The organism is Mesorhizobium sp. WSM4898, from assembly GCF_029625845.1.
Classification (GTDB): Bacteria; Pseudomonadota; Alphaproteobacteria; order Rhizobiales; family Rhizobiaceae; genus Mesorhizobium.
Genome location: NZ_JARTVQ010000005.1, coordinates 63,664 through 87,201, shown reverse-complemented (window position 1 = coordinate 87,201; position 23,538 = coordinate 63,664). Strand labels below are relative to the sequence as shown.

Genomic DNA, 23,538 nt, shown 5'->3' with positions numbered 1-23,538 from the left:
CTCATTGCGACGGCGCGTCAAGCTCCTTGTCGCTCCTCGCCTGTGGTTTTCCCGCCTGGGCCAGCGCGCGATATCGCATCTGGCTGCCGCCGATGTGGCTCTTCATGGCCTCGCGGGCGCCATCGACGTCCTGGCGGCCGATGGCTTCGCAGATGGCGTGGTGCTCGCCTACGGACTTCTCCAGGTAATTGGGCGTGATCAGGGTTCCGCGCTTGCTGCCCTCCAGCGCTCGTCTGGGCAGGATGGAGAGGCCCAGCCGGTCGAAAAATTCGATGAAAGCCTGATTGTTGGTGGCTTCGGCGATCGCTCTGTGAAAGGCCCAATCAGAGTCCTCGGTCGGCTCGCCGTTCGACAGGGCGTTGCGAAAACGCTCGGCGGCATCCCAGATATTTGCCTCCTGGGCCCAGGATCTGCGCGCAGCAGCCAAGCCGGCCCCATGCACCTCCACGGCGAGGCGGAGCTCGAGAATATCCAGCATGGAGGCCGAGAAATGCAGGTTTCCGGCCGGCGTGGCGTCTTCTCCGGTCTTCTGCGACACAAACACGCCGACGCCGTGCTTGGCCTCCAGAAGACCGTCAGCCCGCAATGCTGCGACCGCCTCCCTTATCACCGTTCGGCTCACGCCGAATTCGAGGGCCAGAGCTTTTTCCGTCGGCAGCTTGTCGCCGACCTTGATCGAATCGTCCGAAATGCGCTCGCGAAGAGCTCTTTCGGTCTGCAAGGTAAGTGAGTTCTTTGGTTTGGCTCTCAAAGGATGCCCTCCAGTGGCATGATCGTTGCCTATCCCCGCATACCGGGTGCAGTCGCTACGCGCAAAGCGTCGAGCAGTGATACGATCTGTTGTGATCTTTCTGCGTTGCATCTGTGCGCATAATGTAGCTTCAACCCCACTTCGGTCAATAAGATCATAGGATGTTGACAAGAGATCATATCTCTGTCAGCTTTTGTCCGATCTTAGCCGCTCCACCGGGTGACGAAAGAGGTCCCGGCCAAAAAACTGGGAAGTGAGCGCTCAGATCGCAAAAACACGGAATCGGTTCCGGTCAAAAACAGGGCGTATGGACATGAAGAGCGATAAGGCCAGGGTGGGTGTCGATATCGGCGGCACGTTCACCGATGTGGCTATGGAACATCGCGGGCAGATGTTCTCGACGAAGGTGTTGACGAACTATGCCGCCCCGGAGGCCGCGATCATCGACGGCGTCAAGCTGGTGCTCGCCGACGCCGGAATCGGCTTCGACGAGATCGGAGCCATCATTCACGGAACGACCCTTGCGACCAATGCGCTGATCGAAAGGCGAGGGGCCAGAACCGCATTTATCACCACGGCGGGTTTTCGCGACGTCATCGAGATGCGGACGGAAAATCGCTTCGAACTCTACGATCTCAACATCGTGCTGCCGCCGGCGCTTATTCCGCGGCGCGACCGCTTCGTCGTCGACGAGCGCGTCGACGCGCACGGCGCGGTCCTGACGCCCCTGGATATCGCCCAGGTCGAGAGCCTCGCCGAAGACATCCGCAAGGGCGGCTATGAAAGCATCGCCGTCGGCCTCATGCATTCCTATGTCAACGGTGAGCACGAGCGTAAGATACGCGACATTCTGGTCGAGAAGCTGCCGGCGATCTCGGTGTCGCTCTCGTGCGAAGTGTCTCCGCAGATGCGCGAGTTCCAGCGCTTCAACACCGTCTGCTCCAACGCCTATGTAAAGCCTCTGATGGCTTCATATCTCAATCGCCTGGTCGACAAGCTCCGGCAGGTCGGGGCGCAATGCCCGATCTTCATGATCCACTCCGGCGGTGGCATCATCACGGTCGAGAGCGCGGCCGAATTTCCAGTCCGTCTCCTGGAATCCGGCCCCGCCGGCGGCGCGATCTTCGCGGCCGAGGTGGCTAAGCGCTATGGCCTCAATCGCGTTCTTTCCTATGACATGGGCGGGACCACCGCCAAGATCTGCTTGATCGACGACACGACGCCGAAAACAGCCAAGACGTTCGAGGTTGCCCGCACCTACCGCTTCAAGAAGGGCAGCGGCATGCCGATTTCGATACCCGTCATCGAGATGATCGAGATCGGCGCCGGCGGTGGCTCGATCGCGGCCGTCGACGCCATGAAGCAGATCAGGGTCGGTCCCCATAGCGCCGCATCGGAACCGGGGCCTGCCTGTTACGGCCGCGGTGGCGTTCGTCCGACCGTGACGGATGCCGATCTCATCCTTGGCCGGCTCGATCCCGACAGCTTCGCCGGCGGCACTATCAAGCTCAACACCGGCAATTCCCGCAACGCGCTGCTTGAGGACGTCGGCGAGAAGCTTGGCATCGACGAGAAGGCGGCTGCCTTCGGCGTCTCCGAGATCGTCGATGAGAGCATGGCCAACGCCGCGCGAATGCATGCGGTCGAGAACGGCAAGGAACTGGCCGAGTACAGCATGATCGCCTTCGGCGGCGCGGCTCCACTTCACGCCTCGCGGCTGTGCGAGAAGCTCGGCATGAGGGAACTCATCATTCCGCCGGGCGCGGGCGTGGGCTCGGCGATCGGGTTCCTCAGGGCCCCCATCGCCTTCGAGGCGGTGCGCAGCGCCTACATCCGCTTCGCACGCTTTGACGCGCGCAAAATCAATGCGGTGCTGAAGGAGCTCAAGGAAGAGGCGACGCGCTTCGTTCATTCGGCAGATCCGTCGGCCAAGATCGACATGGAGTGCACGGCCTACATCCGCTACGTCGGTCAGGGCTGGGAAATCCCCGTCGATATCGAAATCAGGAAATACACCGATGCGGACGCCGCCGCGCTTCGCCAGCGTTTCGAGGAGGTGTATGCCGTCCACTTCGGCCGCGCCATCGAGGGCCTCGACGCCGAGATCATCAGCTGGTCTTTGCGTGCCAGCTCACCGCTTCATTCTTCCGTGCCGGTCGCGCGCTCAAAAAAGGCCAAGGCCGCCCCGGTCGCGACGAAGCGCGACATCTTCGACGCCAGGGAAGGCAAATACGTCGCCGGCGCTATCGTCGAGCGCCACGTGTTGAGCGCCGGTGAGTTCGTCTCCGGCCCCGCCGCGATCACGGAGCGGGAGACGACCACCATCATCTCCTCGTCCTATGAAGCCATCGTGCAGCCGGACGGCTGCCTGCTTGTCGTCTCCAAAAGCGCGTAACGGGATCAAGATCATGCTGGAAAAACGTGACGCCATCGCCGAAATGCGGCTCCAGATCATGTGGAACCGCCTCATCTCCGTCGTCGAGGAACAGGCCATCACGCTCGTTCGCACGGCCTTCAGCACTAGCGTGCGCGAAGCCAGCGACCTCTCGGCCGGCGTCTTCAATAAGGCCGGGGAGATGGTCGCGCAGGCGGTGACTGGAACGCCTGGGCATGTGAATGCCATGGGCGAGGCGGTCGGCCATTTCATCGCCGCGATCGGCCGCGACAACCTCTTTGAAGGCGACGTCTACATCACCAACGATCCCTGGAAGGGGACGGGTCACCTTCACGACTTCACGGTCGTCAGCCCTTCCTTCCACAAGGGTGAGCTGATTGGCTTCTTTGCCTGCACTGCGCATGTCGTCGATGTCGGCGGGCGCGGCTTTGGTCCGGACGCCAACGAGGTCTACGAGGAGGGGATCTTCATCCCCATCATGAAATTCGCCGAGCGCGGCGTGGTCAACAAGGACCTCATCAACATCGTGCGCAACAATGTGCGCGAGGCCGATCAGGTCGTTGGCGACCTCTATTCGCTGGCCGCATGCAACGAGATCGGCCATAGGCGGCTGATCGAGATGCTGTCGGAGTTCGATCTGCCCGACATCGAGGACCTTGCCAGCTTCATCTTCCACAATTCCTACAACGCCACGGTCGAGCGGATCGCCGCGCTTCCGGCAGGGGTCTACACCAACGCGATGCGCGTCGACGGCTATGGCTCGCCGATCGATCTCGTTGTCAGGCTCGACGTGAAGTCGGACGAGATCCTGGCCGATTTCGAGGGCACGTCGCCACCAAGCCCGCTCGGCATCAATGTGCCGCTCATCTACGCCACAGCTTATGCCGCCTATGGCCTGAAGGTTGCGCTCGCCCCGGAGATCCCGAACAACGCGGCGTCGCTGCGTCCCTTCAAGGTGGTGGCGCCGCCCGATTGCATTCTCAATGCGCAGCGCCCGGCTCCCGTGGCGGTTCGCCATGTGCTCGGTCACTTCGTGCCGGACACCGTGCTTGGCGCGGTGCACAAGATGCTTCCCGATACCGTGCCGGCTGAAGGCGCTGGCGCGCTTTGGAATATCCATCTCAGCGCCAGGCCGACCGAGGGAAGGGCTGCCGACGGCATCTCGCTGCATCGCAGCGAAATCCTGATGTTCAATTCCGGCGGCAGCGGCGCAAGGCCGACCCTTGATGGCCTCAATGCCACGGCATTCCCCAGTGGCGTCCACAGCATGTCGGTGGAAGCAACGGAGCACGTCGGTCCGATCATCGTCTGGCGCAAGGAGCTTCGCAACGGGTCCGGCGGCGCCGGCCGCCAGCGCGGAGGCCTGGGTCAGGTCGTCGAGATCGCGGCGACTGAAGGGCACGAGTTCCATTTCAATGCCATGTTCGATCGCGTCGACAACGCTCCGCGCGGTCGCGAAGGAGGACAGGACGGTCTGGCAGGCCGCGCCTATCTCAACGATGGCACCAAGCTGCGCGCCAAAGGCCGCCAGTTCGTGCCCGCCGGACGAAGGCTGGTCATCGAACTTCCAGGAGGCGGTGGCTATGGCGCGCCCGAACTGCGACCCGGGGCAACTGTCGAGAGCGACCTGCTCGACGAGTACGTCGTCAAAGATTGAGATCAGGCAATGGCTGGCATAGATGAGATCGCCACGGAAATGGGTGGCTTTGAATTGGCCGCCACCTTTCGCGGCGTGCCGCCGGGCACCCGCTGGCTGCCCGCCTCGTCGATCGCGGCGCGGGACTGGCATCCCGCCGATGGCCGGATGAGCCTTCCGCTCCTGTCGCTCGATCTCAAGACCTATGCCGATAACAAGGCGACCATGCTCGATATTTGCCGGACCGTGTCGTGCGAGATCGCGCCGCATGCCAAAACGCCGATGTCGCCGGTCCTGGCGCGCGATCTGATAGCGAGCGGCGCGTGGGGGACATCCGTCGCCGATCTCCGCCAGGCCGAGGTCATGCTAGGTAATGGCATCGGCAGGGTTCTCATTGCCAACGAGATCGGCGGCGCGCATGCAGCCAAGCGGCTGGCGGCCTTGCTGAGTGGCTACAACGGTGCCGAGGTCTATCTGTTCGTCGATGCGCCAGAGCTGGTCGACAAGCTTGGACTGGAATGGAAGGCCGCGCCGGATCTGCCGGCCCTGAATCTGCTGATCGAAGTCGGATGCGGCCGCGGCGGGGTGACGTCCGATCGCCAGGTCAGTGAGATCATCGACGCGATCGCCGCTGCGGCGGAGCCCCGGCTGCAACTCGCGGGTATTGCCGCTTATGAAGGCACCGCGAACACAGCCGACGAGGAGCAGCTTCGGGCGAACCTCGACGATCTCTTCGCCCGCGTAAGGTCGGCGCTGGCGTCCGTGCGCAAGCATGTCGGGCCAGCCACCAGGCTCGTTCTTTCGATGGGTGGCTCCAGCCTCTTCGACCATGTGATCGTCGACTGCGCGCCTATCGTCCAGGAGGACGGCAACGCCTTCTTGCTCTTGAGGAGCGGCGCGTGCTTCTTCAGCGATCATGGACCGATCCGCGACCGCCTTCGCGCCATGGCTGCACGCGGGATGCTCGGGCTGGACCTCAGCGAGAAGATCGCGGCCTCGTTCAAGCCCGCGTTGCGGCTTTGGGCGGAGGTGCTTTCGGTTTGCAACGGTGGGACCGCCATCTGCGGTTTTGGCCTGCGCGATGTGGCGCACGATCAGGGCTTGCCGGTTCCGCTCGCACTTTGGCGCGACGGCGCAAGGATAGCCGACATCGCGGCAAGCGCGACCTTGGTCAAGCTGAACGACCAGCATGCCTTCATCCGCGCCGGGGAAGGCGCGTTCCAGATCGGCGACGTCGTCGAAGTCGGGGTGCGGCATCCGTGCACGACCATCGACAAGCACGACTTGATTTATGGACTGGACGAAACAGGCCGCGTGACCGCGGCGATGCGGACCTTCTTCGGCTGAAAGGCCGGGGCCAAGGTTCCTATGGGATTGCACAGATGACACAGACGATCGACGAACGGCTCAAGGATCTGGGACTGGAAGTCCCGGAGGTCACCGCCCCAACCGCCAACTATGTGCCGACAAGGCAGATGGCATCGACCCTTTATGTGTCCGGGCAGATTCCGAAGCTTGACGGGCAAGCGCAGTATGTCGGCAAAGTCGGCGACACCATCTCGCTCGAAGATGCCAAGGACGCGGCGCGCCTCTGCGCGCTGAACATGGTGGCTCAGCTCAAGGCGGCGCTGGGTGGCGATCTCGATCGCGTCGCCGGCTGCCTTCGCGTTCGCGGCTTCGTCAACGCCGTTCCCGACTTCAAGGCGCATGCCGCAGTCATGAACGGCGCCTCCGATCTGCTGGTGGAAATCTTCGGAGACAAGGGTCGCCACACAAGGACGGCCATCGGCGTGGGCTCGCTGCCGCAGGGCGTGGCCGTGGAGGTCGACGCCGACTTTGCGATCCTCGACTAGCCGCCAATTTCGATGTCAACGGCCAACAAAACTGAACACATAGGGGATGGCCACAATGGGATACCAGTTTGATTTCTCAGTCGTCTGGGAACAGTGGCCGCTGCTGTTGAATGGCACGCTGAGGGCGCTCTATTACACGGCGATCTCCGGGCTGCTCGCGCTGGTCCTCGGCATTGCCGTGATGGTAGCAAGGCGCAGCGAGATCAAGCCTGTCAGGCTCACCGCCAAGACCTTCATCGAGATCATCAGGAACACGCCGTTCCTGGTGCAGCTCTTCTTCATCTTCTTCGGCCTGCCCTCGATCGGCCTGAGGTTGTCGGTGACCACGGCCGCCATCTTGGCGCTGACGATCAACACCGCCGCCTACATCGCCGAGATCCTTCGCGGTGGCGTCGACAGCCTGCCGAAGGGCCAGATCGAGGCTGGCAAGGCGCTCGGCCTCAATCGCCGGCAGATATTCTTCGACATCATCCTGAAGCCGTCGGTCCGCTCGGTCTATCCGGGGCTGTGTAGCCAGTTCGTCCTGATGATGCTGACGTCCAGCGTCGTCGCTTCGATCTCCGCTCCCGAGCTCACCTACTCGGCGCAGATGATCGAGGCCCAGTCGTTCCGCAGTTTCGAGGTCTATTTCGTCGTGACCGGGATCTACCTCGTCCTGTCGCTCTGGATGTCGTCGCTGCTGCGCATCTTCGGCCGCGTCTATTTCTCCTACCCGACGAAGTGATGGGGGCGCGCGATGGTCAGAGAAATCACACCCAACGACATCTGGATCCTGCTGGAAGGTCTCAAGTGGACCATACTCCTGTCGGCGATCGCCTTCGCCGGCGGCGGAGTGGTGGGACTGATCGTCGCCTTGCTGCGCACCAGCCCGTCCAAGGTCCTGCGCACCATCAGTTATCTCTATATCGAGCTGTTCCAGGGCACGCCGCTGCTGATGCAGCTGTTCGTGATCTACTACGGCGTCGCCCTGGTGGGGCTCGACGTCAATGCCTGGGTTGCGGCGGCAATAGGCCTGACGGCGCATGCCAGCGCGTTTTTGGGCGAGATCTGGCGCGGCGGCATCGAAGCGGTTCCGCGCGGTCAGACCGAGGCCGCGCGCGCGCTCGGATTGTCCTACCGCCACCGCATGCTCGATATCGTCCTACCGCAGGCTTTCAGGATATCGCTGCCGGCGACCGTGGGCTTCCTCGTCGGCCTGATCAAGGGAACCTCGCTTGTCGCGATCGTCGGCTTCACGGAACTGACCCGCGCCGGGCAGATCATCTCCAACAACACCTTCCAGCCATTGATCGTCTTTGGACTGGTCGGCGCGATGTACTTCGCGCTGTGCTGGCCCCTTTCCGTCCTTAGCGACCGTCTCGAGAAGAGAATGTCCATGGGGGCGTAATCCCATCAGCGGCATCGGCACGCTGACCACTCAACCAAGCCGATAGTGCAATCAGAGGAGAACATCATGAGAAATTTGCAGAAACTGGGGCGTCGCAGCTTCCTTGCCGCAACGCTGGCGCTGAGCGCGTCGATTGCGTGGTCCGCCGGCGTTCGCCACGCGAATGCCGCGACCGTCGACGAGATCAAGCAGAAGGGCACCATCACCTTCGGCATCGTCACCGATCAGCCGCCGTTCAGCTTCATCAACGCAAACGGCGAGAACGAGGGCTATGACATCGACATCACCAAGCTGATGGCGAAAGAACTGGGTGTCAAAGTCGCTTACGTGCCGATCACCAGCGCCAACCGCATTCCGCAGCTTCTGACCGGCAAAGTGGACATGCTCATCTGCGTGATGGGCGTCTACCCGGATCGGGCAAAGGTCGTCCAGTATGTGGCCCCCTACGCATCGATCAACGCCGCGATCTACGGGCCGAAGGACAGTCCGCTTTCGAAAGTCGAGGAACTGTCGGGCCATTCGATCGCTGTCGAGAAGGGCAGTTCCATGGACAAGGCCGTCTCCGACGCGGCCCCCAAGGACGCCAATGTGCAGAAGTTCGATGACGCCTCCTCTGCGGTGCAGGCGCTATTGTCAGGGCAGGTCGAATATCTCGGCAGCTACAGCCATCAGTTCGGCGGCGTCGAGAAGGCCGCGCCCGGCAAATATGCCCAGAAGATCGTCCTGTCGACCGAGTATGAGGGCATCGCGGTGAGCCCGCAGTCCAAGGAGCTCGGCGAGTGGGCCGGCCAGTTCTGGGATAAGATCAAGAAGGACGGGACCCTGGACAAGCTCTACCAGGACCACTTCGGGACCAAGTTCCCCGACATGCCGGCCACGATGGATGGCATCACCTTTACCGCGAAGTAAGCTGGCCTAGGCGAGGCCCGTACCAAAAAAGGGAACCACGACAATGACTGACAAGACAATCGAAATGGTCGACGTCGACAAATGGTACGGGCCTCTGCACGTCCTCAAGAAAGTCAACCTGGAGGTGTCGCCGGGCGAGCATATCGTTCTGTGCGGCCCTTCCGGGTCCGGCAAGTCGACGCTGATCCGCTGCATCAACTACCTCGAGGTGACGCAGGGCGGGCGCATAACCGTCAACGGAACGGCACTCGGTTCCAAGGGGAGCAATGCCGATCACATCCGCAAGGACGTCGGCATGGTCTTCCAGCAGTTTAACCTCTTCCCGCACATGACCGTCGTCGAGAATTGCATGCTGGCGCCGAAACGCGTCAAACACATGGGTGACAAGGAAGCCCGTGAAGTCGCCATGCGGCTCTTGGATCGCGTCCACATCGCCGAGCAGGCCAACAAGTACCCCGCCCAGCTCTCGGGCGGGCAACAGCAACGCGTCGCGATCGCCCGGGCACTGTGCATGGGTCCGAAGGTCATGCTGTTCGACGAGCCGACTTCGGCCCTCGATCCGGAGATGGTGAAGGAGGTTCTCGACACCATGATATCGCTGGCCGAAGACGGCATCACGATGATCTGCGTCACCCATGAGATGGGGTTCGCCCGCGCGGTGGCTCACAGGGTGATCTTCATGGATGGCGGCCAGATAATCGAGAGCGCTCCCCCTAACGAGTTCTTCTCCAATCCGCAGCATCCCCGGGCCAAGGCTTTCCTCGGACAAATCCTGAACCACTGATCGGATCCCGTGGGCTGCTTCTGTCCCCAGTCAGGGCAGGTCTGAAGAGCCACCCGGGTGGAAGGGGTGCCGTCGCGCAGGACGAAGGACTCGTGCATTCCCACAGAGGTCCCGGTGCCGTCGAGTGACATCGACACTTTGTGCTGGGACTTCAAGGGGCAAAAACGAAACAGCCGTAACGCGATCCGCGCAAATCAATCAAAAGCCGCAGCCCAGCCATCGCGTCGCGGATCACTTCCAGCGATTTTCAATCCGTTGTCCTGGATCTTGATGATCTCCAGACTACAAGGACCTTCAAGTGTGCCGACTGTTTTTAAGGTATGGCCGCGGCTTTTTAGATCGTCCTTGACCCCTTCAGGCATCTGATTTTCAACTGTCAGGGTGTTCTGGCCAGCATGGGGCCAGTTTGCGCCTTGCCCACACTGATCACTTGACCACCGCGGCGCCTCGGCCACTGTCTGAGGATCCAAGCCGAGATCAATAAGCCCAACTATGGCTTGGAAATTCACCTGAACTTGGTTGTCGGCACCCGGTGTGCCGAGCACTCCTCTCACCTGGCCATCCTTCAGAAGGATAGGAGCATTCATTGTGTGGCGAACCTTTTTGCCTGGGACGAGTGCATTGGGGTGCCCGCTAGCCAAGTGCCAGCAGCACATCCGATTGTTCATCAAGATACCCGTCTGAGGAAGCATGACGCCCGATCCAAATGTCGCGTTGAGGCTTTGAATAGCCGACACCACCTGCCCCTCTCGATCGGCAATGCAGAAGTAAGTCGTTTCGGCTGGTTTCTCTGGCTCCGCGATCGGCCGATCGGTCGCCACATGCAGGTCGATCTGAGATACAAGGTCACCAAGCCGGTTCTGGTCCAGCAAATGACCGGGATCGAAATCTATGTAGCGGGGGTCGCCAGCGTACCTTTCCCGGTCCAGGAATGCCAACTTTTTAATCTCCACCATCAGATGGATAAGCGTGGCTGGATCATCGCGCGCTACCGACACATCACAAAGGTCGAGCATCGCCAATTGTTGCAACAGGGCAAAGCCTGTCGAAACGGATGGCGTCTGTAGGATTTCATACCCACGGTAGCGACCTTTGATCGACTCACGTGTGCAGGATTCTACGGCGGCCAGATCGTCCCGTGTCACTAGCGAACCCAAGGCATGCAGGTCCTGGGCAATAGCCCTCGCCAAGCGTCCGCGATAGAAACTCTCAAGGCCTTCTTCCGCAAGCGCTTCCAAGGTTTCCGCCAGGCGCGGGTTCATAATCCGCATGCCAATGTCCGGCACTCCCCCGTTCAGCAGATACCGCGACGAGGCAGAGCCTGCCGTTTCGAAACGCCATGCGTCTGTGCTTGCTGATCTTCGGTAGGTGTGGCCAACGGGCACACCGCGCCGCGCGAGTTGGACGGCTGGCGCGGCAAGCTCCTTGACAGACTTACGGCCGTGATTTGTGTGCATGGCGAAAAGCGCTGCAACGCTTCCCGGCGCGGAAATCGACATGGGGCCATTTTCCGGCAAACCCCGCGGATAAGCATCGGCTCGAGCTGCTAGCGGAGCACATCCCACCCCTTCGTAGACATATCCCTGCCCGTCGTGGACATGATAGAAGCCATCGCCACCGATGCCTGACATGAAGGGTTCGGCAACGCCAAGGCTCAGAGCTACCGCGAAGGCCGCATCAACCGCGTTTCCTCCGGACTTCAGAACATCCAGTCCGACTTGGGTTGCGGCAGGATGGTTTGTGGCCACGGCGGCGTTCCCCATGATAAGGGGCCGCCAGGTGCGGACTGAATTCACCGTACTTTCCCTCGACGCTCGCCAATATCCCAAAAAAGACCGGTCATGTTTCGCAACGCATCGCGCACGAGTGTTCCAAGGACATGTTCGTTCGGGGCATGCTGGCAGCAGCCGGCATAACTATGCGGAATCCAAATCGTCGGCAGGTTGAGTATCTCGGTAAAGGCATCATTGGGGAGCGACCCCGCAAGATTTGGTAGAATGTCTGGCCTCATTCCACTGGATGCGGCAATTGAATCGGCGACAAATTCCACCCAAGGATGGTTTAATGGGAAACGAGTGGCGGGAACCGCGTCTTCGCGCCGCCCAACGACTTGGACCGCCTCGTAGCCATTGTCGTCCAGGTGGCGCCGTAGTGCCGGCAGGATTTCGGCGGGGTCGGTTCCTACCACGTATCGAAGTTGGCAGGTGGCGACCGCGCTTCCGGCAATGGCATTCTGTGGCGAAGCGGGGCTGCCCGAAAGCATGCTCAGCACAGCAAAGCTGTTCCATCCAAACGCCCTTTCAATCGGTGTAAGGCCTTGCTCGCCCCAGCTATGGTCAACATCAGGGCCGCCTTCTGGGAGTGGCAGCGAGGCGATCGATGCGCGGAAGTCGTCGGTCAAGCTCTTCGGCCGCCATTCCGAAATTCTAATCTGCCCGCGCGCATCCGCGATGCTGGAAATTGCATGGGCCAGGATAATTGCAGGGTCGGCGAGCAATCCTCCAAAGTTTCCCGAATGGTAGGCGCGCTCGCGCAGGTTAACCCGCAAATCGAAATTGAAGGCTGCGCGTGATCCCAAGAACATGGTCGGAACATTGCTGCGGAGGCGAGGACCATCAGAAGCGATCAGGACGTCCGCCGAAAGTCGGTCTGCATTAGCCGTGAAGAATTCTCGCAGTCCAGGAGACCCTATCTCCTCCGAGGTCTCCATCACCAACTTGACGTTGAAGCCGAGACTTCCTTTTTGCTGTAAGACAGCAAATAGGGCCTTCAGATTGATCAGATGCTGTGCCTTGTTGTCGGCGGAGCCTCTACCGTAGATGCGGTCCCCCTCGACCGTTAGGAGATAGGGATCGAGACCCTCTCGCCAGGACCGCGTGTCGGGTGCGCAGACATCGCCGTGACCGTAGATCAGGATCGTACCGAACTCGGGGTTTTCGATCCGGCTCGCTAGCAAAATGGGAGAGCCGTCCGCCGTCGCTTCCATCGACGTGGTGAAACCGCATTGATCAACCAGTGGGACGATCATTTCAACAAGGTAGCGACGCAACTCTCCCGCGAAGGCAGGATCTTGGCTTTCGCTTCTAACGGCAACAAGACTGGCAAGATCGTCATTGAATCTATTGAGGAAATAATAGTCACTTTTAGCGATCGCCTGATCGCGGCCTCCTTGATCGAACGAATAGGTCATATTGGGATCCTGCGAAATTCTATCTGGTCGTCATGGGGCAATCATGGCCGTCAAGGTGCAGCGAAGCCAATCTCGAGCGTTGTTTGTTCGTCGAACTTCGGAACCTCCCAACCTTGCCCCGGCATGGCTGCCAAAAGCTCCTTCGTGTAAGGATGTTGAGGTTTTCCGAGCACCGTTTCCACCTTTCCCCGCTCGACAACCTCTCCCTTGTTCATGACGATAAGCTGGTCAGAGACCTGCGCAGCTACCCGCAGATCATGAGTGATGAAAATCATCGTGAGTCCCATTTTCTGTTTGATCTCCTGAAGGAGATTGAGCACGTCGCGCTGAACCGAAACGTCGAGAGCGGAAACGGCTTCGTCCGCGATCAGGATCTTCGGCTCCACCATCAACGCTCTTGCGATAGAGATGCGCTGTCGCTGTCCACCGGAGAATTGTGGAGGATAGCGGGTGAGCGCGTCCTGACTGAGACGCACAATCCGAAGCAATTCCCGCGCACGTTCGATCGCAGTCTTTTTCGAGACCCCGAAATTGGTCGGTCCTTCAATGAGCTGGTCGCATATCGTACGGCGTGGATTAAGCGAGCCATACGGGTCCTGGAAAACGATCTGAATATCTTTGCGGCGGCTGCGCAGTCCTTTCTTCGAAAGCGCCATAAGGTTTGCGCCGTCAACGATCACCTCGCCGGTATCAGGATCGGTTAGCCGCATCAGGCAACGTACAAGTGTCGATTTGCCGGAGCCGCTTTCTCCGACGATGCCAAGCGTTTCGCCTTTCTTGACCTCGAAACCGACATCGCGGACGGCCGCTATGGAAGACGACTTCCCGAAAAGGGTGGCTGCGGTGTGGAAGCTTTTCACGATCCCGGTCACCCTCATCGCGACGGGAAGGTTGTTCTCAAACGAAGCGCCTTCTTTTGTTCGACGCGGGACGGCGGAAATGAGCTGCCGTGTATAGGCATGTGTCGGTCGGTTCAGGACTTCATCGGCCGCACCTTGCTCGACAATCTTGCCGTGTTGCATGACCACAACCCTGTCGGCGATTTCCGCGACCACATCAAAGTCGTGCGTCACAAATACGATACCAGCGCCATGACGGCTCTTAAGGTCCTTGAAGAGGTGGAGGATTTGCGCCTGGGTCGTAACGTCCAAAGCCGTGGTAGGTTCGTCGGCGATCAGGACTGTCGGATCAAGGGCCAGTGCCATCGCTATGACAATGCGCTGCCGCTGCCCCCCGGAAAGCTGATGGGGGTACCTACCATATATCCGCTCCGGGTCGGGAAGTTTCACCTCCGCAAACAAGGCGAGCGTGCGTGCCCTTCTTTCGGCGCTTGCGAGTTGGGTGTGCTGCTGGAACACCTCAGAAACCTGATCGCCCACACTAAAGCAGGGATTGAGGGCGGTCATCGGCTCCTGGAAGATCATGGCAATCCGGTTACCACGTAGCTTGGCTAGCTCGCGCTCTTTTAAGGTCAGAAGGTCGACCTCGCCGAGAAGAATTTTGCCAGACGTCGGCGCGAGCGCCTTTGGTAGAAGGCCCATCGTCGCGAAGCTCGTCATGGACTTTCCAGAACCACTCTCACCCACAATGCAGACAATTTCCCGGGGACGAACGTCGAGGCTGAATGACTCGACCGCGTAGAAACGATCCCCTCCTCGCGGCAATGCGATACTCAAATTGCGGATCGACAGAACAGGTGAAGTCTGCTCGTCCATTAGTTTCTGCCCTCAGGCGTCGTGAGGTCGCGAATACCATCGCCGAACATGTTGATGGCAAGCACAAGGACGAAGAGCGCTGCACCCGGAATAGCGATGAGCCAACTGTTGAAAAGCAGCATTTCCTTGCCCTCCGAGATCATGAGGCCCCAAGACGGCGTTGGCGGCTGCACCCCCAGCCCCAAGAACGACAATGCTGACTCCAGGATTATCGCATGAGCCATTTCGATGGTGCAGATGACGATCAGGGCGTTGGCGATATTGGGAAGGATGTCCTTGATCAAGATGCGGGGCAGGGGGGCGCCGAGGACCTCGGCAGCAGCGATATATTCGTGATTTCTGACCTGCATCGTCGCGCTGCGGATAACTACTGCGGCACGATCCCACAAAAGCAGACCGAGCACGGTTGTAATGACGAACAGGGAGCCGCCGAAAAGCGATACGATTGCGAGTGAGACAAGCACCACCGGGAGTGCGAGTCTCACATTGATGATAAAGCGCACAACAGCATCGACGCGCCCGCCAAAATAGCCGGCAAGAATTCCGAGCGTCGTGCCGATCAGCGTTGATACCGAGGCAGCCGTAAAACCGATCATCAGCGAGACGCCGGCACCGTACAACAGGCGCGAAAAATAATCTCGACCGAGTGCGTCAGTGCCAAGCGGATGGTCCCACGAACCACCGAGGAAAACCGGAGGCCGTAATCGCATAACAAGGTTCTGTAAGTATGCATCGTGCGGGGCAATCAGGGGTGCGCTGATCGCAAGAATGACCAGCGTCAGGAGGATAGCCCCCGACAAGAGAAACCCGGGATGGTGTAAGGCGCGAACCACCATCAGTCGTCGCGGCGACGGAACGGCAACTGTCTCGGCTGGTATGGTCATGCCTTTCGAAGCCTCGGATCCAGCCATGCATTGAGTAGGTCGGCAACCAGCGTGAACACGATGTAAAACATGGAGAACACGAGAATGAGCGCCTGCATGGTCGGTATGTCGTTACGAGCGATTGATTGCCAGGCTAGGAGACCCGCCCCTTGCAGTGCGAACACCGACTCGACGATGATGGAGCCGCCAAGCATAAAACCCATCTGAACGGCAGCGAGGCTCACCACCGGTATCACGGCGTTGCGCAAGGCGTGCTTGAAGAGAATTTTTCGCGACGACAAACCCTTGGCCCTCGCCGTGCGTATGTAGTCCGAGGTCAGCACCTCCAGCATGCCGGCGCGCGTCAGCCGCATCAACGCTGGTGTTGCATAGTAGCCCAGCACGACGGTCGGCATCACGAAGCTTTTCCACGATGAGGCGCCGGATGCGGGAAGCCAACGCAGTTTGATGGCGAAAACTACGATCAGAATAAGACCGAACCAGAAACTGGGGATTGCCTGCCCTACCACAGCGAGGAAAAGAGACAGCCGATCGAAGAAGGAATTCGGCTTGACCGCGGCAACGATTCCGAGCGGAAGCGATAGGATGAGCGCGAATGTGATGCTCAGCAACCCCAGTAGCATCGTGACCCCAAGATGTTGGGCCAAGAGCTGGCTGACAGGCAGCTTGAAATAATAGCTGTAGCCGAGATCGCCTGTCATCGCGCGGCCGAGCCAATCGAAATATTGAACGACCACCGGGCGGTCGAAACCGTACTGAACTCTGATTTGCGCGATGTTGTCTGCACTCGCACCCTCGCCGGCGATCGCAATCGCGGGATCCCCTGAGAAATTGAGCATGAGGAAGGTGATGGCAGACACCGTTATCGCGACAAAGAACGCCATGGTCAGTCTGCCGACTATAAACCTTGTCATGTGGCGACCTTCCTTGTCATGAGATGGGTGAGCCGGCGAGGCGGCTCACTTTCTGGAACGGCTAGTTCCATGCCATGTCAAAGAAGCGAACAAGTTCGTCGGGCGTTGGATCGAACTTCAGATCTTTCGACAGCGCATAATTCACTGAGTAGGACCAGAGCGGAACGACATACGCCTGATCTGCGATCCGATTGAATGCCTTGGAGTAAGCGGCCTTGCGCTTCGCTTCATCGACGGTGGCTCCGGCGGTTTGCAGATCGCCGGCGACGTCCTTATCTTGTGCATAGTCCTGATTGCTGAGACCAAAGTAGATCGGTGTAATTGCTGCGACGTCTGCAATAGAGCTTGAGCCGTCAGTGAGGAAAGAGATCGGAACTTTTCCTTCGGTTCTTTTAGCGGTTAGCGCGGAATACTGAAGTACGCTGGTTTCCACATTGATGCCAACGGAAGCAAGATTGCTTACCATTGCCTCGGCTAACGGACGATCGCGGTAGACGCCCATCTCGGTTTTGAAGCCGTCTGGGTAGCCTGCCTCCTTTAGGAGCTCTTTCGCCTTGGTCGGGTTGTATTCATAACTCTGGACCTGGGTATCGCAGCCAAACTGTGCAGGATTGCAAAGGCTGTTGATGATTTCAGAGCCGCCCTGAAGAAGACCTTCCACGATCCCCTTGCGGTCAATTGCGTAATTGATTGCCTTGCGTACGCGGACATCCTTGAGCGGGCTTTGTTCCGATGTCCTACCTGCGGCATCAAGAGCCAGAAAGCCAACGCGAAGGCCTGGCCTGCTTGTGACATTGAATTCTCCGGCGCCGGCCAAATTCTTGGCGACGTCCGACGGAAATTGCCACATGAAGTCGAGATTACCGGACATAAGCTCGGCAAGCTGGGTGTTTACGTCGCGAATGGTCCGGATCTCGATCTTTTCGATGGCAGGCTTTGCCTTTGGGCCGTCGAAATAATTCGGATTCCGCTCCAACGTGTACCCTGATCCCGGCGTGACCGACGTTACCTTGTATGGGCCGGTGCCAACTGGCATGGCGGCCATGCCGGAAACGCCGGCTTTTTCGTAGTAATCCTTTGGATACATCGGGACGAAGCCGCTAAGGGCTGCCATCGCCATTGCATAGGGTTGAGCAAGATGTATCCGTACGGTGTAGGCATCGATCTTTTCCGCCGATTTCATCCATTTGACCCAGTCATACAGGACAATCTTGTTCGCGGGATCGACGATGTAATTGATGGTGAACACGACATCGTCGGCATCGAAAGCTTCCCCGTTGGAGAATTTGATGCCTCTGCGCAGCTTGAATTCAATCGTCTTGTCGTCTGGCCAAGACCACGATTCCGCGAGATCGCCCTTGAACTCGCCACTTGCTGGGTCTCGATACACAAGGCCGTCATATATTTGAAGACCAGTGATCAGCCCCTCGCGAGAGCTGTCGAAATAATAGTTCAATGTTCCGACTTCGCCATTTAACACAATGTGCGCGACGCCGTCATCCTTCCCCGCGTATGCCGGAACGTAAGCAGCGGTACTCAGCGTACCAGCAGCCAGCATCAAACCAACCCATTTCTCTCTCATGGCTTTCGTTCCTCCAGAGCATTTTTTGCGTTCGGACGCGCCCGTTTTTTTGCCGCGTCATTATCCCAAAATTTCGGAGACAATGCCGGTGCGTCTGTTTTGCTGATTGTCATAATGTATGACTGTCACAAATTGTGCACAAGGTCAATCCGATTGCATATCGCTTCTGAATAATTGTATTGGATCGCCGTCGGGGGGTAAAAATGGGCGGATGCCCCCGTGCGTTGGCGTGGTCAGGAATTTGAAGTGTCTGAGAAAGGCCGCATCCTGGATATGCGCGTCGAGAATCAGATGGGTCGTGCGAGGTCAGATGACAGAGGAAAAAGTCGCCAAGAGCACTGCGGGGAGGCTACGCGATGCTATCGAGAACGATATCCTGACTGGCGTGCTTGCGCCCGGTCAGCGTATTGATGAGCAGTCTCTTTCTAAGCGATTTGGCGTTTCTCGTACTCCAGTTCGCGAGGCGCTCGCTCAGTTGGCTTCAGACAGCCAGGTGGAGCTGCGACCCAATAAGGGAGCATTTGTTTCAGCCGTCCGGATCGATCGTTTGATCCAAATGTTTGAGGTTATGGGCGAGTTGGAAGGGATGGCGGGCCGACTCGCCGCTATGCGTCTCCGAATGGAGGACCGGGAGACCCTTCAACGAGCAATGGATCAATGCGTTCGCGCTGCGTCTAGCGGCGATACTGACGCCTACTACTACGAAAACGAGGAATTTCATCAAGCGATTTATGCGGCTAGCCACAATGGATTTCTGATCGAGCAATGCCAAATGTTGCAGAGAAGGCTAAGGCCTTATCGGCGCCTTCAACTACGCGCGGTCAATAGAATGCGCAGCTCTCTCGCTGAGCACCAGGTAATCGTCGAAGCGATTTTTGCTGGCGAAAGCTCGAAAGCCGAAACGGCGCTCAGAGCGCATGTCGTCATACAAGGTGAAAGGTTCCAGGATCTCGTTGCTTTCATGGCGGAAGCGGCCTCGCTAAATTAGCGGGTTGTTCTGAAATCACCATCAGCGGCCGTTTAGGATTTTCGGGGGCGTTCCTGCGAAAGGACTCCTGCTCGCGGCTTTCCGCGAATCGAATGGCTGCACGGCACGGCCTAGCAGCGGCCACCGCACATCGAGCACATCAAGCCTTTAAACGCGCGGCTTCTCAGCTTTCACAGATATAATGCAAAGCGTTTGACATTGTGTACGATTGACATGATATTGCATTTTATCATTTGAGAGATCGCTATGTTGGCAGACATGCCGAGTACGTCACCGTCATTCCTTGCAGCTCTTATCGAAAACGTTACGAACGGAAGCCGGCGGTTGTTGAGGCGGGCTAGTCACGCCAAAGCTCCTATCCCCTCGGTGGAACTGATAAGGATCGCGGAGGAATTGCTTTCGCGTCGTGGCGAGGCATCCGGCATCGCTCTCGCGGAGGAATTGCTGGCGGCCTATAAGTGGTCTTCGCCCCAGAAGCGCCTGGAGTTTCTCCTTGGATTGGCGAACGATTTTGGCCCCCACATCGAGAATCTGAGAACGGCGCTCGACCTGATCGAGAGCGATCCGTCGCCGGATCATCTATACGCACTCCATGCGGCTTCGGAACCTCGACGGCAGCAGTTGTTTAGGCGGATCAATCTCGCGGGAGGGGGCACCAAGTCACTCATTGCGATGAGAGAGGATCTTCTTAAGAATTTGCAGAAACATCCTGAACTCAAATGGGTAGACGCGGATTTTTCGCATCTCTTCGCATCGTGGTTCAACCGGGGTTTTTTGGTCCTGAAGCGGATCGACTGGGAAACACCGGCCAACATACTCGAAAAGATTATTCAGTACGAGGCGGTCCACGAAATCGCAGATTGGAATGACCTGAGGAACCGAGTGCAACCGCCAGACCGACGTTGTTATGCATTTTTTCATCCACAGTTAGTCGACGAACCGCTCATCTTCGTAGAAGTGGCGTTGACAATGGAGATGCCGCGGCACATTCAGCCCCTACTGCAGATTGAGCGGGAGTTCGTGCTGGAAAGAGATGCGACAACCGCCGTATTCTATTCGATTTCGAACACCCAGACGGGATTGAGGGGCGTCTCGTTCGGAAATTTCCTGATCAAGCAGGTCGTGCAAGACCTCAAAGCGGAATTGCCTAACCTCAAGCATTTCGCGACATTGTCGCCCGCTCCCCGTTTCTCCAAATGGCTGGCAACTCAGGCGGCCAGCGGTAGTAATCAGTGCGGCCCGCTGGATGCACTAGAGAACCCCACCTGGTCCGACGACAAGCAGGTGGTGGAGAACATCGGGCCTCACATAATGCGGATGGCCGCTCGCTATTACTTGGATTCACGAGATTCGAATGGGCGAACGATCGACCCTGTGGCTCAGTTTCATTTGAGCAATGGAGCACGGCTCGAAAGCATAAATATTCTCGGCGACCGCTCCGAAAAGGGTCTCGTGCAATCCCACGGCGTGATGGTCAACTACGTCTACCATCTCGCCGATATCGAGGCGAACCACGAGGCCTTCGCGGAGAGAGGCGAGATCGTCGCTGCACCGCACATTCGCAAGCTTCTCGAACCTTTGAAATAACCATCTCATCACTACCGGCTGAATGAGCCGCATACGACGCCTGTTGGAGTTGAAATGAACGGAAATCTCTTCTCTTATTTCCAGGGTCATATTTGCAATGCCGAGAGTGTTGCGATCGATGATACCAAAGGACGCGTCTACACCTATGAGGACCTGGTAAGACTTTCGGGGCAGATAGCAAACGTTCTCGTTGAGCGAGGGGTCCGCCCAGGCGACCGGGTAATGGTGCAGGTCGAAAAGTCTGTCATGGCGGTTTGTCTTTATCTGGCGACGCTCCGTGCCGGTGCTGTTTTCCTGCCCTTGAACACTGCCTACACATATTATGAGGTAAAGTACTTCGTTCTGGACGCTGAACCGGCTCTCTTCATCTGCGACCCTTCGCACGAACGATCGCTAGCGCAGATTGTTGGGCGGGTAGGCGCACAAATAGAGACGCTTGCTGCAGATGGACGGGGGAGCTTGTTTGAAGCCTCGAGTGTGGCGTCCTACGCGTTCCCGACGGTTATTCGGGAGGCGGACGACCTGGCGGCCATACTTTATACCTCGGGCACGACCGGACGATCGAAAGGTGCGATGCTCACGCATGGGAATTTGCTATCCAACGCGCTAACGCTTGTCGATGCATGGGCCTTTACGGAGCAGGACGTCCTCATTCACGCGCTCCCGATCTACCATACGCACGGCCTATTCGTGGCGATTAACGTCTCGCTTCTCTCCGGCGCGGCAATTCGGTTTCTCAGGAAATTCGACCCGGATCTCATCATCGACTTGATGAAGGAGGCAACGGTTCTAATGGGGGTGCCGACATTCTACGTGCGGCTCCTGCAGAGCCCCCGCCTCGATAGTGTCGTGTCTGGCATGCGGCTCTTTGTTTCGGGTTCGGCGCCTCTACTTGCGGAAACCCACGTCGAGTGGCAGCGCCGCACTGGCCACGCCATTCTCGAGCGCTATGGGATGACAGAAACCAACATGAATACGTCCAACCCCTACGATGGCCTACGTGTGGCCGGAACAGTCGGACCTCCTCTTCCAGGAGTGTCGATCAGGATCACCAATCCTGGCAACGGCGCCTCGGTTGGCAACGATGAAATCGGCATGATCGAGGTTAAAGGTCCGAATGTCTTCGCGGGATATTGGCGTTTGCCCGAGAAGACGGCAGCGGAAATGCGACCGGACGGATACTTCATCACTGGCGATCTTGGTAAGATTGACCAACGTGGGTACCTTCACATCTTGGGGCGCGATAAGGATCTCGTCATAACAGGGGGCTTTAACGTCTATCCCAAAGAAGTTGAAAAGGAGATTGATACACTCCCCGGCGTGGTTGAAAGCGCCGTTATTGCGGTGCCTCATCCAGATTTTGGGGAAGGCGTAACGGCGGTCGTTGTTCGCGGCCTAGGGGCGAATATCGCGGAGGACGATGTCCTGGCGGCGGTTCAAAATCGACTTGCTAAGTTCAAAATTCCCAAACGTATCGTCTTCATTGACGAACTGCCGAGAAACGCAATGGGGAAAGTCCAAAAAAATGTTCTTCGCGACAAGTTCAAAGATCTGTACCTAGATACTGCCGCAGTGTAGATTATTGGTGTCCTCTTATAAGCGCGGTGCTCACAATGACAGCTATCGCAGCGCTCAATTCGGCGCGGAAGTCGTTCCGGGATCCGCAACTTTGTTTCGACAATGGGCGCGTTCCTTCCTGACCATATCGTAGGATTCGATGTAGGCCATGCCTAGGAGGTATCCGACCAGATGCAATCGATGAGAGGCAGCTATCTGGTAAAGTTCATTTAGGCTGGCGCTAATATAGGCCAGTGCCTCGCCACGGTCTAAGGTCAGTTTTTTAGTTGGCATTTTGACGAACCCGTTCCCCACCCGTTTGACCACTCGGTCAGCTGAAGTGTGTCGTTATCAGTTCTGATGTTTGTTGCTGCAGGCGCCCACCGGTACGTCCATACCGATATCGAGGATGGGTGCGCTGTGAACAGGTATTTTCGCGATACTTTCCGAAAGAACCGGGTTTCCAGATGCTTGGCTGGCGATTCACAGTGCGGCTGGCCAACCCGATCGCGTGAGACGTCAAGCGTTCCCGTTATAAGGACATTTTTCGATGGTCTCCGAAGAGCACTGTGAAATGTACGAGATGATAAAGCGGCACGACGAGGACGGCGTCGCGCGCGTTTTCCAGCTTCAGCTCGACAGCACCTTTCCCTCGATCGAGATATTGCGGGCCCAACGCCCGGATCTCCTAAGTGGCGACGCTGAGGTCAGCGTTGCGGATATTTGATAGGCAGGCGTTTATCCGCACGGCTGCGTGCTGACTTGCGTATGTCCAATGTGTGCCTGTATAAAGCACATATTGAGGTCGCCATTGAATACCCGCTTTGCAGTTGCCACGCACATCCTGACCTTTCTCCAGTCACAAGAAGGTTCGCCCGCTTCGTCGGAGCTGATCGCGTTGAGTGTCAACACCAATCCGACGCTGATCCGCCGCCTCCTTTCGCAACTGGCCAAGGCTGGATTGACGACCTCTCAGATGGGAAGTGGCGGCGGCGCATTGCTGGCCCGAGCCGGTTCCTCGATCACGCTGCTCGACGTGCACAAGGCAATCGACGAAGACGTCGTTATTTTCCCGCTTCATCAGGAACCGAACCCTCAATGTCCGGTCGGCCGGCACATCAACAAGGTTCTGCAAGGTCATATCGCCGATATGGAACAGGCGATGGAGCGCGAGCTGGCGCGCACGACCTTAGCTGACCTTGCGAGCGATATTTCCACCATCAACTCAGCCGCTTGAGGGAAAATCTGATTTTTCGCGCGGCACCCCTTTGCGTAGATATGTAATAGATATAGATACACATTTGTCTGCGACAGAAATGGTTAAATATTATGGCAGCTCGATTCGCACGCCACCTCGTGCTTGCGACGGTGGCAATCCTTCCCCTCACAGGTGGGCTGAACCCTAT

The 23,538-nt window shown here is 58.2% G+C and carries 20 protein-coding genes; 13 read left to right on the top strand and 7 right to left on the bottom strand.

Annotation, left to right across the window (positions count from 1 at the left end; translation table 11 throughout):
* Window position 1 precedes the first annotated feature (1 nt).
* Complete coding sequence (locus P9228_RS22085; protein ID WP_278055591.1) at window positions 2-862, bottom strand: FadR/GntR family transcriptional regulator; 861 nt, start codon at window positions 860-862, stop codon at window positions 2-4.
* A gap of 202 nt (window positions 863-1,064) precedes the next feature.
* On the opposite strand from P9228_RS22085, the gene P9228_RS22080 reads away from it, so the two are divergent.
* The 8 genes from P9228_RS22080 to P9228_RS22045 all read left to right on the top strand — a co-directional run bounded on the left by P9228_RS22080 (window position 1,065) and on the right by P9228_RS22045 (window position 9,715).
* The gene (locus tag P9228_RS22080; RefSeq protein WP_278055590.1) at window positions 1,065-3,146 is read left to right on the top strand and encodes a hydantoinase/oxoprolinase family protein; all 2,082 of its coding nucleotides are present in this window, start codon (window positions 1,065-1,067) and stop codon (window positions 3,144-3,146) included.
* Between the two features lie 13 nt (window positions 3,147-3,159).
* A complete protein-coding gene (locus P9228_RS22075) occupies window positions 3,160-4,803 on the top strand; it encodes a hydantoinase B/oxoprolinase family protein (RefSeq protein WP_278055588.1) in 1,644 nt (547 codons plus the stop codon).
* 9 nt (window positions 4,804-4,812) lie between these two features.
* Window positions 4,813-6,129, top strand: a complete 1,317-nt coding sequence (locus P9228_RS22070) for an alanine racemase (RefSeq protein ID WP_278055587.1) — start codon at window positions 4,813-4,815, stop codon at window positions 6,127-6,129.
* Between the two features lie 35 nt (window positions 6,130-6,164).
* A complete protein-coding gene (locus P9228_RS22065; protein WP_278055586.1) occupies window positions 6,165-6,635 on the top strand; it encodes a RidA family protein in 471 nt (156 codons plus the stop codon).
* A gap of 55 nt (window positions 6,636-6,690) precedes the next feature.
* Complete coding sequence (locus P9228_RS22060; protein WP_278055584.1) at window positions 6,691-7,359, top strand: amino acid ABC transporter permease; 669 nt, start codon at window positions 6,691-6,693, stop codon at window positions 7,357-7,359.
* A 12-nt stretch (window positions 7,360-7,371) separates the two neighbouring features.
* Complete coding sequence (locus tag P9228_RS22055) at window positions 7,372-8,022, top strand: amino acid ABC transporter permease (protein WP_278055582.1); 651 nt, start codon at window positions 7,372-7,374, stop codon at window positions 8,020-8,022.
* Window positions 8,023-8,088: 66 nt separating this feature from the next.
* Window positions 8,089-8,931 (top strand): transporter substrate-binding domain-containing protein, encoded by an 843-nt coding sequence (locus P9228_RS22050; RefSeq protein ID WP_278055580.1) that lies wholly within the window; start codon window positions 8,089-8,091, stop codon window positions 8,929-8,931.
* A gap of 43 nt (window positions 8,932-8,974) precedes the next feature.
* Window positions 8,975-9,715: an amino acid ABC transporter ATP-binding protein gene (locus P9228_RS22045; protein WP_278055579.1), complete on the top strand. Its 741-nt coding sequence runs from the start codon at window positions 8,975-8,977 to the stop codon at window positions 9,713-9,715.
* Window positions 9,716-9,909: 194 nt separating this feature from the next.
* Here the strand turns inward: P9228_RS22045 and P9228_RS22040 are convergent, their stop codons facing one another.
* The 6 genes from P9228_RS22040 to P9228_RS22015 form a co-directional block, all read right to left on the bottom strand.
* A complete protein-coding gene (locus P9228_RS22040) occupies window positions 9,910-11,511 on the bottom strand; it encodes a gamma-glutamyltransferase family protein (protein WP_278055577.1) in 1,602 nt (533 codons plus the stop codon).
* The gene (locus P9228_RS22035; protein ID WP_278055576.1) at window positions 11,508-12,905 is read right to left on the bottom strand and encodes a M20 family metallopeptidase; all 1,398 of its coding nucleotides are present in this window, start codon (window positions 12,903-12,905) and stop codon (window positions 11,508-11,510) included. Before P9228_RS22035 ends, P9228_RS22040 begins: the two co-directional genes overlap by 4 nt.
* Window positions 12,906-12,955: 50 nt before the next feature.
* Window positions 12,956-14,620 (bottom strand): ABC transporter ATP-binding protein, encoded by a 1,665-nt coding sequence (locus P9228_RS22030; protein ID WP_278055575.1) that lies wholly within the window; start codon window positions 14,618-14,620, stop codon window positions 12,956-12,958.
* Window positions 14,620-15,504, bottom strand: coding sequence for an ABC transporter permease (locus P9228_RS22025; RefSeq protein WP_278055574.1), 885 nt, complete (start codon window positions 15,502-15,504; stop codon window positions 14,620-14,622). The genes P9228_RS22030 and P9228_RS22025 overlap by 1 nt, the downstream gene beginning before the upstream one ends.
* Entirely contained in the window at window positions 15,501-16,418 is a 918-nt protein-coding gene (locus P9228_RS22020) for an ABC transporter permease (protein ID WP_278055573.1), read from the bottom strand. The genes P9228_RS22025 and P9228_RS22020 overlap by 4 nt, the downstream gene beginning before the upstream one ends.
* A 61-nt stretch (window positions 16,419-16,479) precedes the next feature.
* Window positions 16,480-18,000, bottom strand: a complete 1,521-nt coding sequence (locus P9228_RS22015) for an ABC transporter substrate-binding protein (RefSeq protein WP_278055572.1) — start codon at window positions 17,998-18,000, stop codon at window positions 16,480-16,482.
* Between the two features lie 310 nt (window positions 18,001-18,310).
* On the opposite strand from P9228_RS22015, the gene P9228_RS22010 reads away from it, so the two are divergent.
* The 5 genes from P9228_RS22010 to P9228_RS21990 all read left to right on the top strand — a co-directional run bounded on the left by P9228_RS22010 (window position 18,311) and on the right by P9228_RS21990 (window position 23,369).
* A complete protein-coding gene (locus P9228_RS22010) occupies window positions 18,311-18,988 on the top strand; it encodes a GntR family transcriptional regulator (protein ID WP_278055570.1) in 678 nt (225 codons plus the stop codon).
* Between the two features lie 246 nt (window positions 18,989-19,234).
* Complete coding sequence (locus tag P9228_RS22005; RefSeq protein WP_278055568.1) at window positions 19,235-20,575, top strand: malonyl-CoA decarboxylase; 1,341 nt, start codon at window positions 19,235-19,237, stop codon at window positions 20,573-20,575.
* A 54-nt stretch (window positions 20,576-20,629) separates the two neighbouring features.
* Window positions 20,630-22,153: a malonyl-CoA synthase gene (locus P9228_RS22000; RefSeq protein WP_278055567.1), complete on the top strand. Its 1,524-nt coding sequence runs from the start codon at window positions 20,630-20,632 to the stop codon at window positions 22,151-22,153.
* 529 nt (window positions 22,154-22,682) lie between these two features.
* A complete protein-coding gene (locus P9228_RS21995) occupies window positions 22,683-22,859 on the top strand; it encodes a hypothetical protein (protein ID WP_278055566.1) in 177 nt (58 codons plus the stop codon).
* 84 nt (window positions 22,860-22,943) lie between these two features.
* Window positions 22,944-23,369, top strand: a complete 426-nt coding sequence (locus P9228_RS21990) for an Rrf2 family transcriptional regulator (RefSeq protein WP_278055564.1) — start codon at window positions 22,944-22,946, stop codon at window positions 23,367-23,369.
* The last annotated feature ends 169 nt before the right edge of the window (window positions 23,370-23,538 follow it).

Excerpts from the sequence above, each read along its gene's own strand:
- P9228_RS22085 (WP_278055591.1), bottom strand. The coding sequence starts at position 862 with ATGCAACGCAGAAAGATCACAACAGATCGTATCACTGCTCGACGCTTT.
- P9228_RS22080 (WP_278055590.1), top strand. The coding sequence starts at position 1,065 with ATGAAGAGCGATAAGGCCAGGGTGGGTGTCGATATCGGCGGCACGTTC.
- P9228_RS22075 (WP_278055588.1), top strand. The coding sequence starts at position 3,160 with ATGCTGGAAAAACGTGACGCCATCGCCGAAATGCGGCTCCAGATCATG.
- P9228_RS22070 (WP_278055587.1), top strand. The coding sequence starts at position 4,813 with ATGGCTGGCATAGATGAGATCGCCACGGAAATGGGTGGCTTTGAATTG.
- P9228_RS22065 (WP_278055586.1), top strand. The coding sequence starts at position 6,165 with ATGACACAGACGATCGACGAACGGCTCAAGGATCTGGGACTGGAAGTC.
- P9228_RS22060 (WP_278055584.1), top strand. The coding sequence starts at position 6,691 with ATGGGATACCAGTTTGATTTCTCAGTCGTCTGGGAACAGTGGCCGCTG.
- P9228_RS22055 (WP_278055582.1), top strand. The coding sequence starts at position 7,372 with ATGGTCAGAGAAATCACACCCAACGACATCTGGATCCTGCTGGAAGGT.
- P9228_RS22050 (WP_278055580.1), top strand. The coding sequence starts at position 8,089 with ATGAGAAATTTGCAGAAACTGGGGCGTCGCAGCTTCCTTGCCGCAACG.
- P9228_RS22045 (WP_278055579.1), top strand. The coding sequence starts at position 8,975 with ATGACTGACAAGACAATCGAAATGGTCGACGTCGACAAATGGTACGGG.
- P9228_RS22035 (WP_278055576.1), bottom strand. The coding sequence starts at position 12,905 with ATGACCTATTCGTTCGATCAAGGAGGCCGCGATCAGGCGATCGCTAAA.
- P9228_RS22030 (WP_278055575.1), bottom strand. The coding sequence starts at position 14,620 with ATGGACGAGCAGACTTCACCTGTTCTGTCGATCCGCAATTTGAGTATC.
- P9228_RS22025 (WP_278055574.1), bottom strand. The coding sequence starts at position 15,504 with ATGACCATACCAGCCGAGACAGTTGCCGTTCCGTCGCCGCGACGACTG.
- P9228_RS22020 (WP_278055573.1), bottom strand. The coding sequence starts at position 16,418 with ATGACAAGGTTTATAGTCGGCAGACTGACCATGGCGTTCTTTGTCGCG.
- P9228_RS22015 (WP_278055572.1), bottom strand. The coding sequence starts at position 18,000 with ATGAGAGAGAAATGGGTTGGTTTGATGCTGGCTGCTGGTACGCTGAGT.
- P9228_RS22010 (WP_278055570.1), top strand. The coding sequence starts at position 18,311 with ATGACAGAGGAAAAAGTCGCCAAGAGCACTGCGGGGAGGCTACGCGAT.
- P9228_RS22005 (WP_278055568.1), top strand. The coding sequence starts at position 19,235 with ATGTTGGCAGACATGCCGAGTACGTCACCGTCATTCCTTGCAGCTCTT.
- P9228_RS22000 (WP_278055567.1), top strand. The coding sequence starts at position 20,630 with ATGAACGGAAATCTCTTCTCTTATTTCCAGGGTCATATTTGCAATGCC.
- P9228_RS21995 (WP_278055566.1), top strand. The coding sequence starts at position 22,683 with ATGGTCTCCGAAGAGCACTGTGAAATGTACGAGATGATAAAGCGGCAC.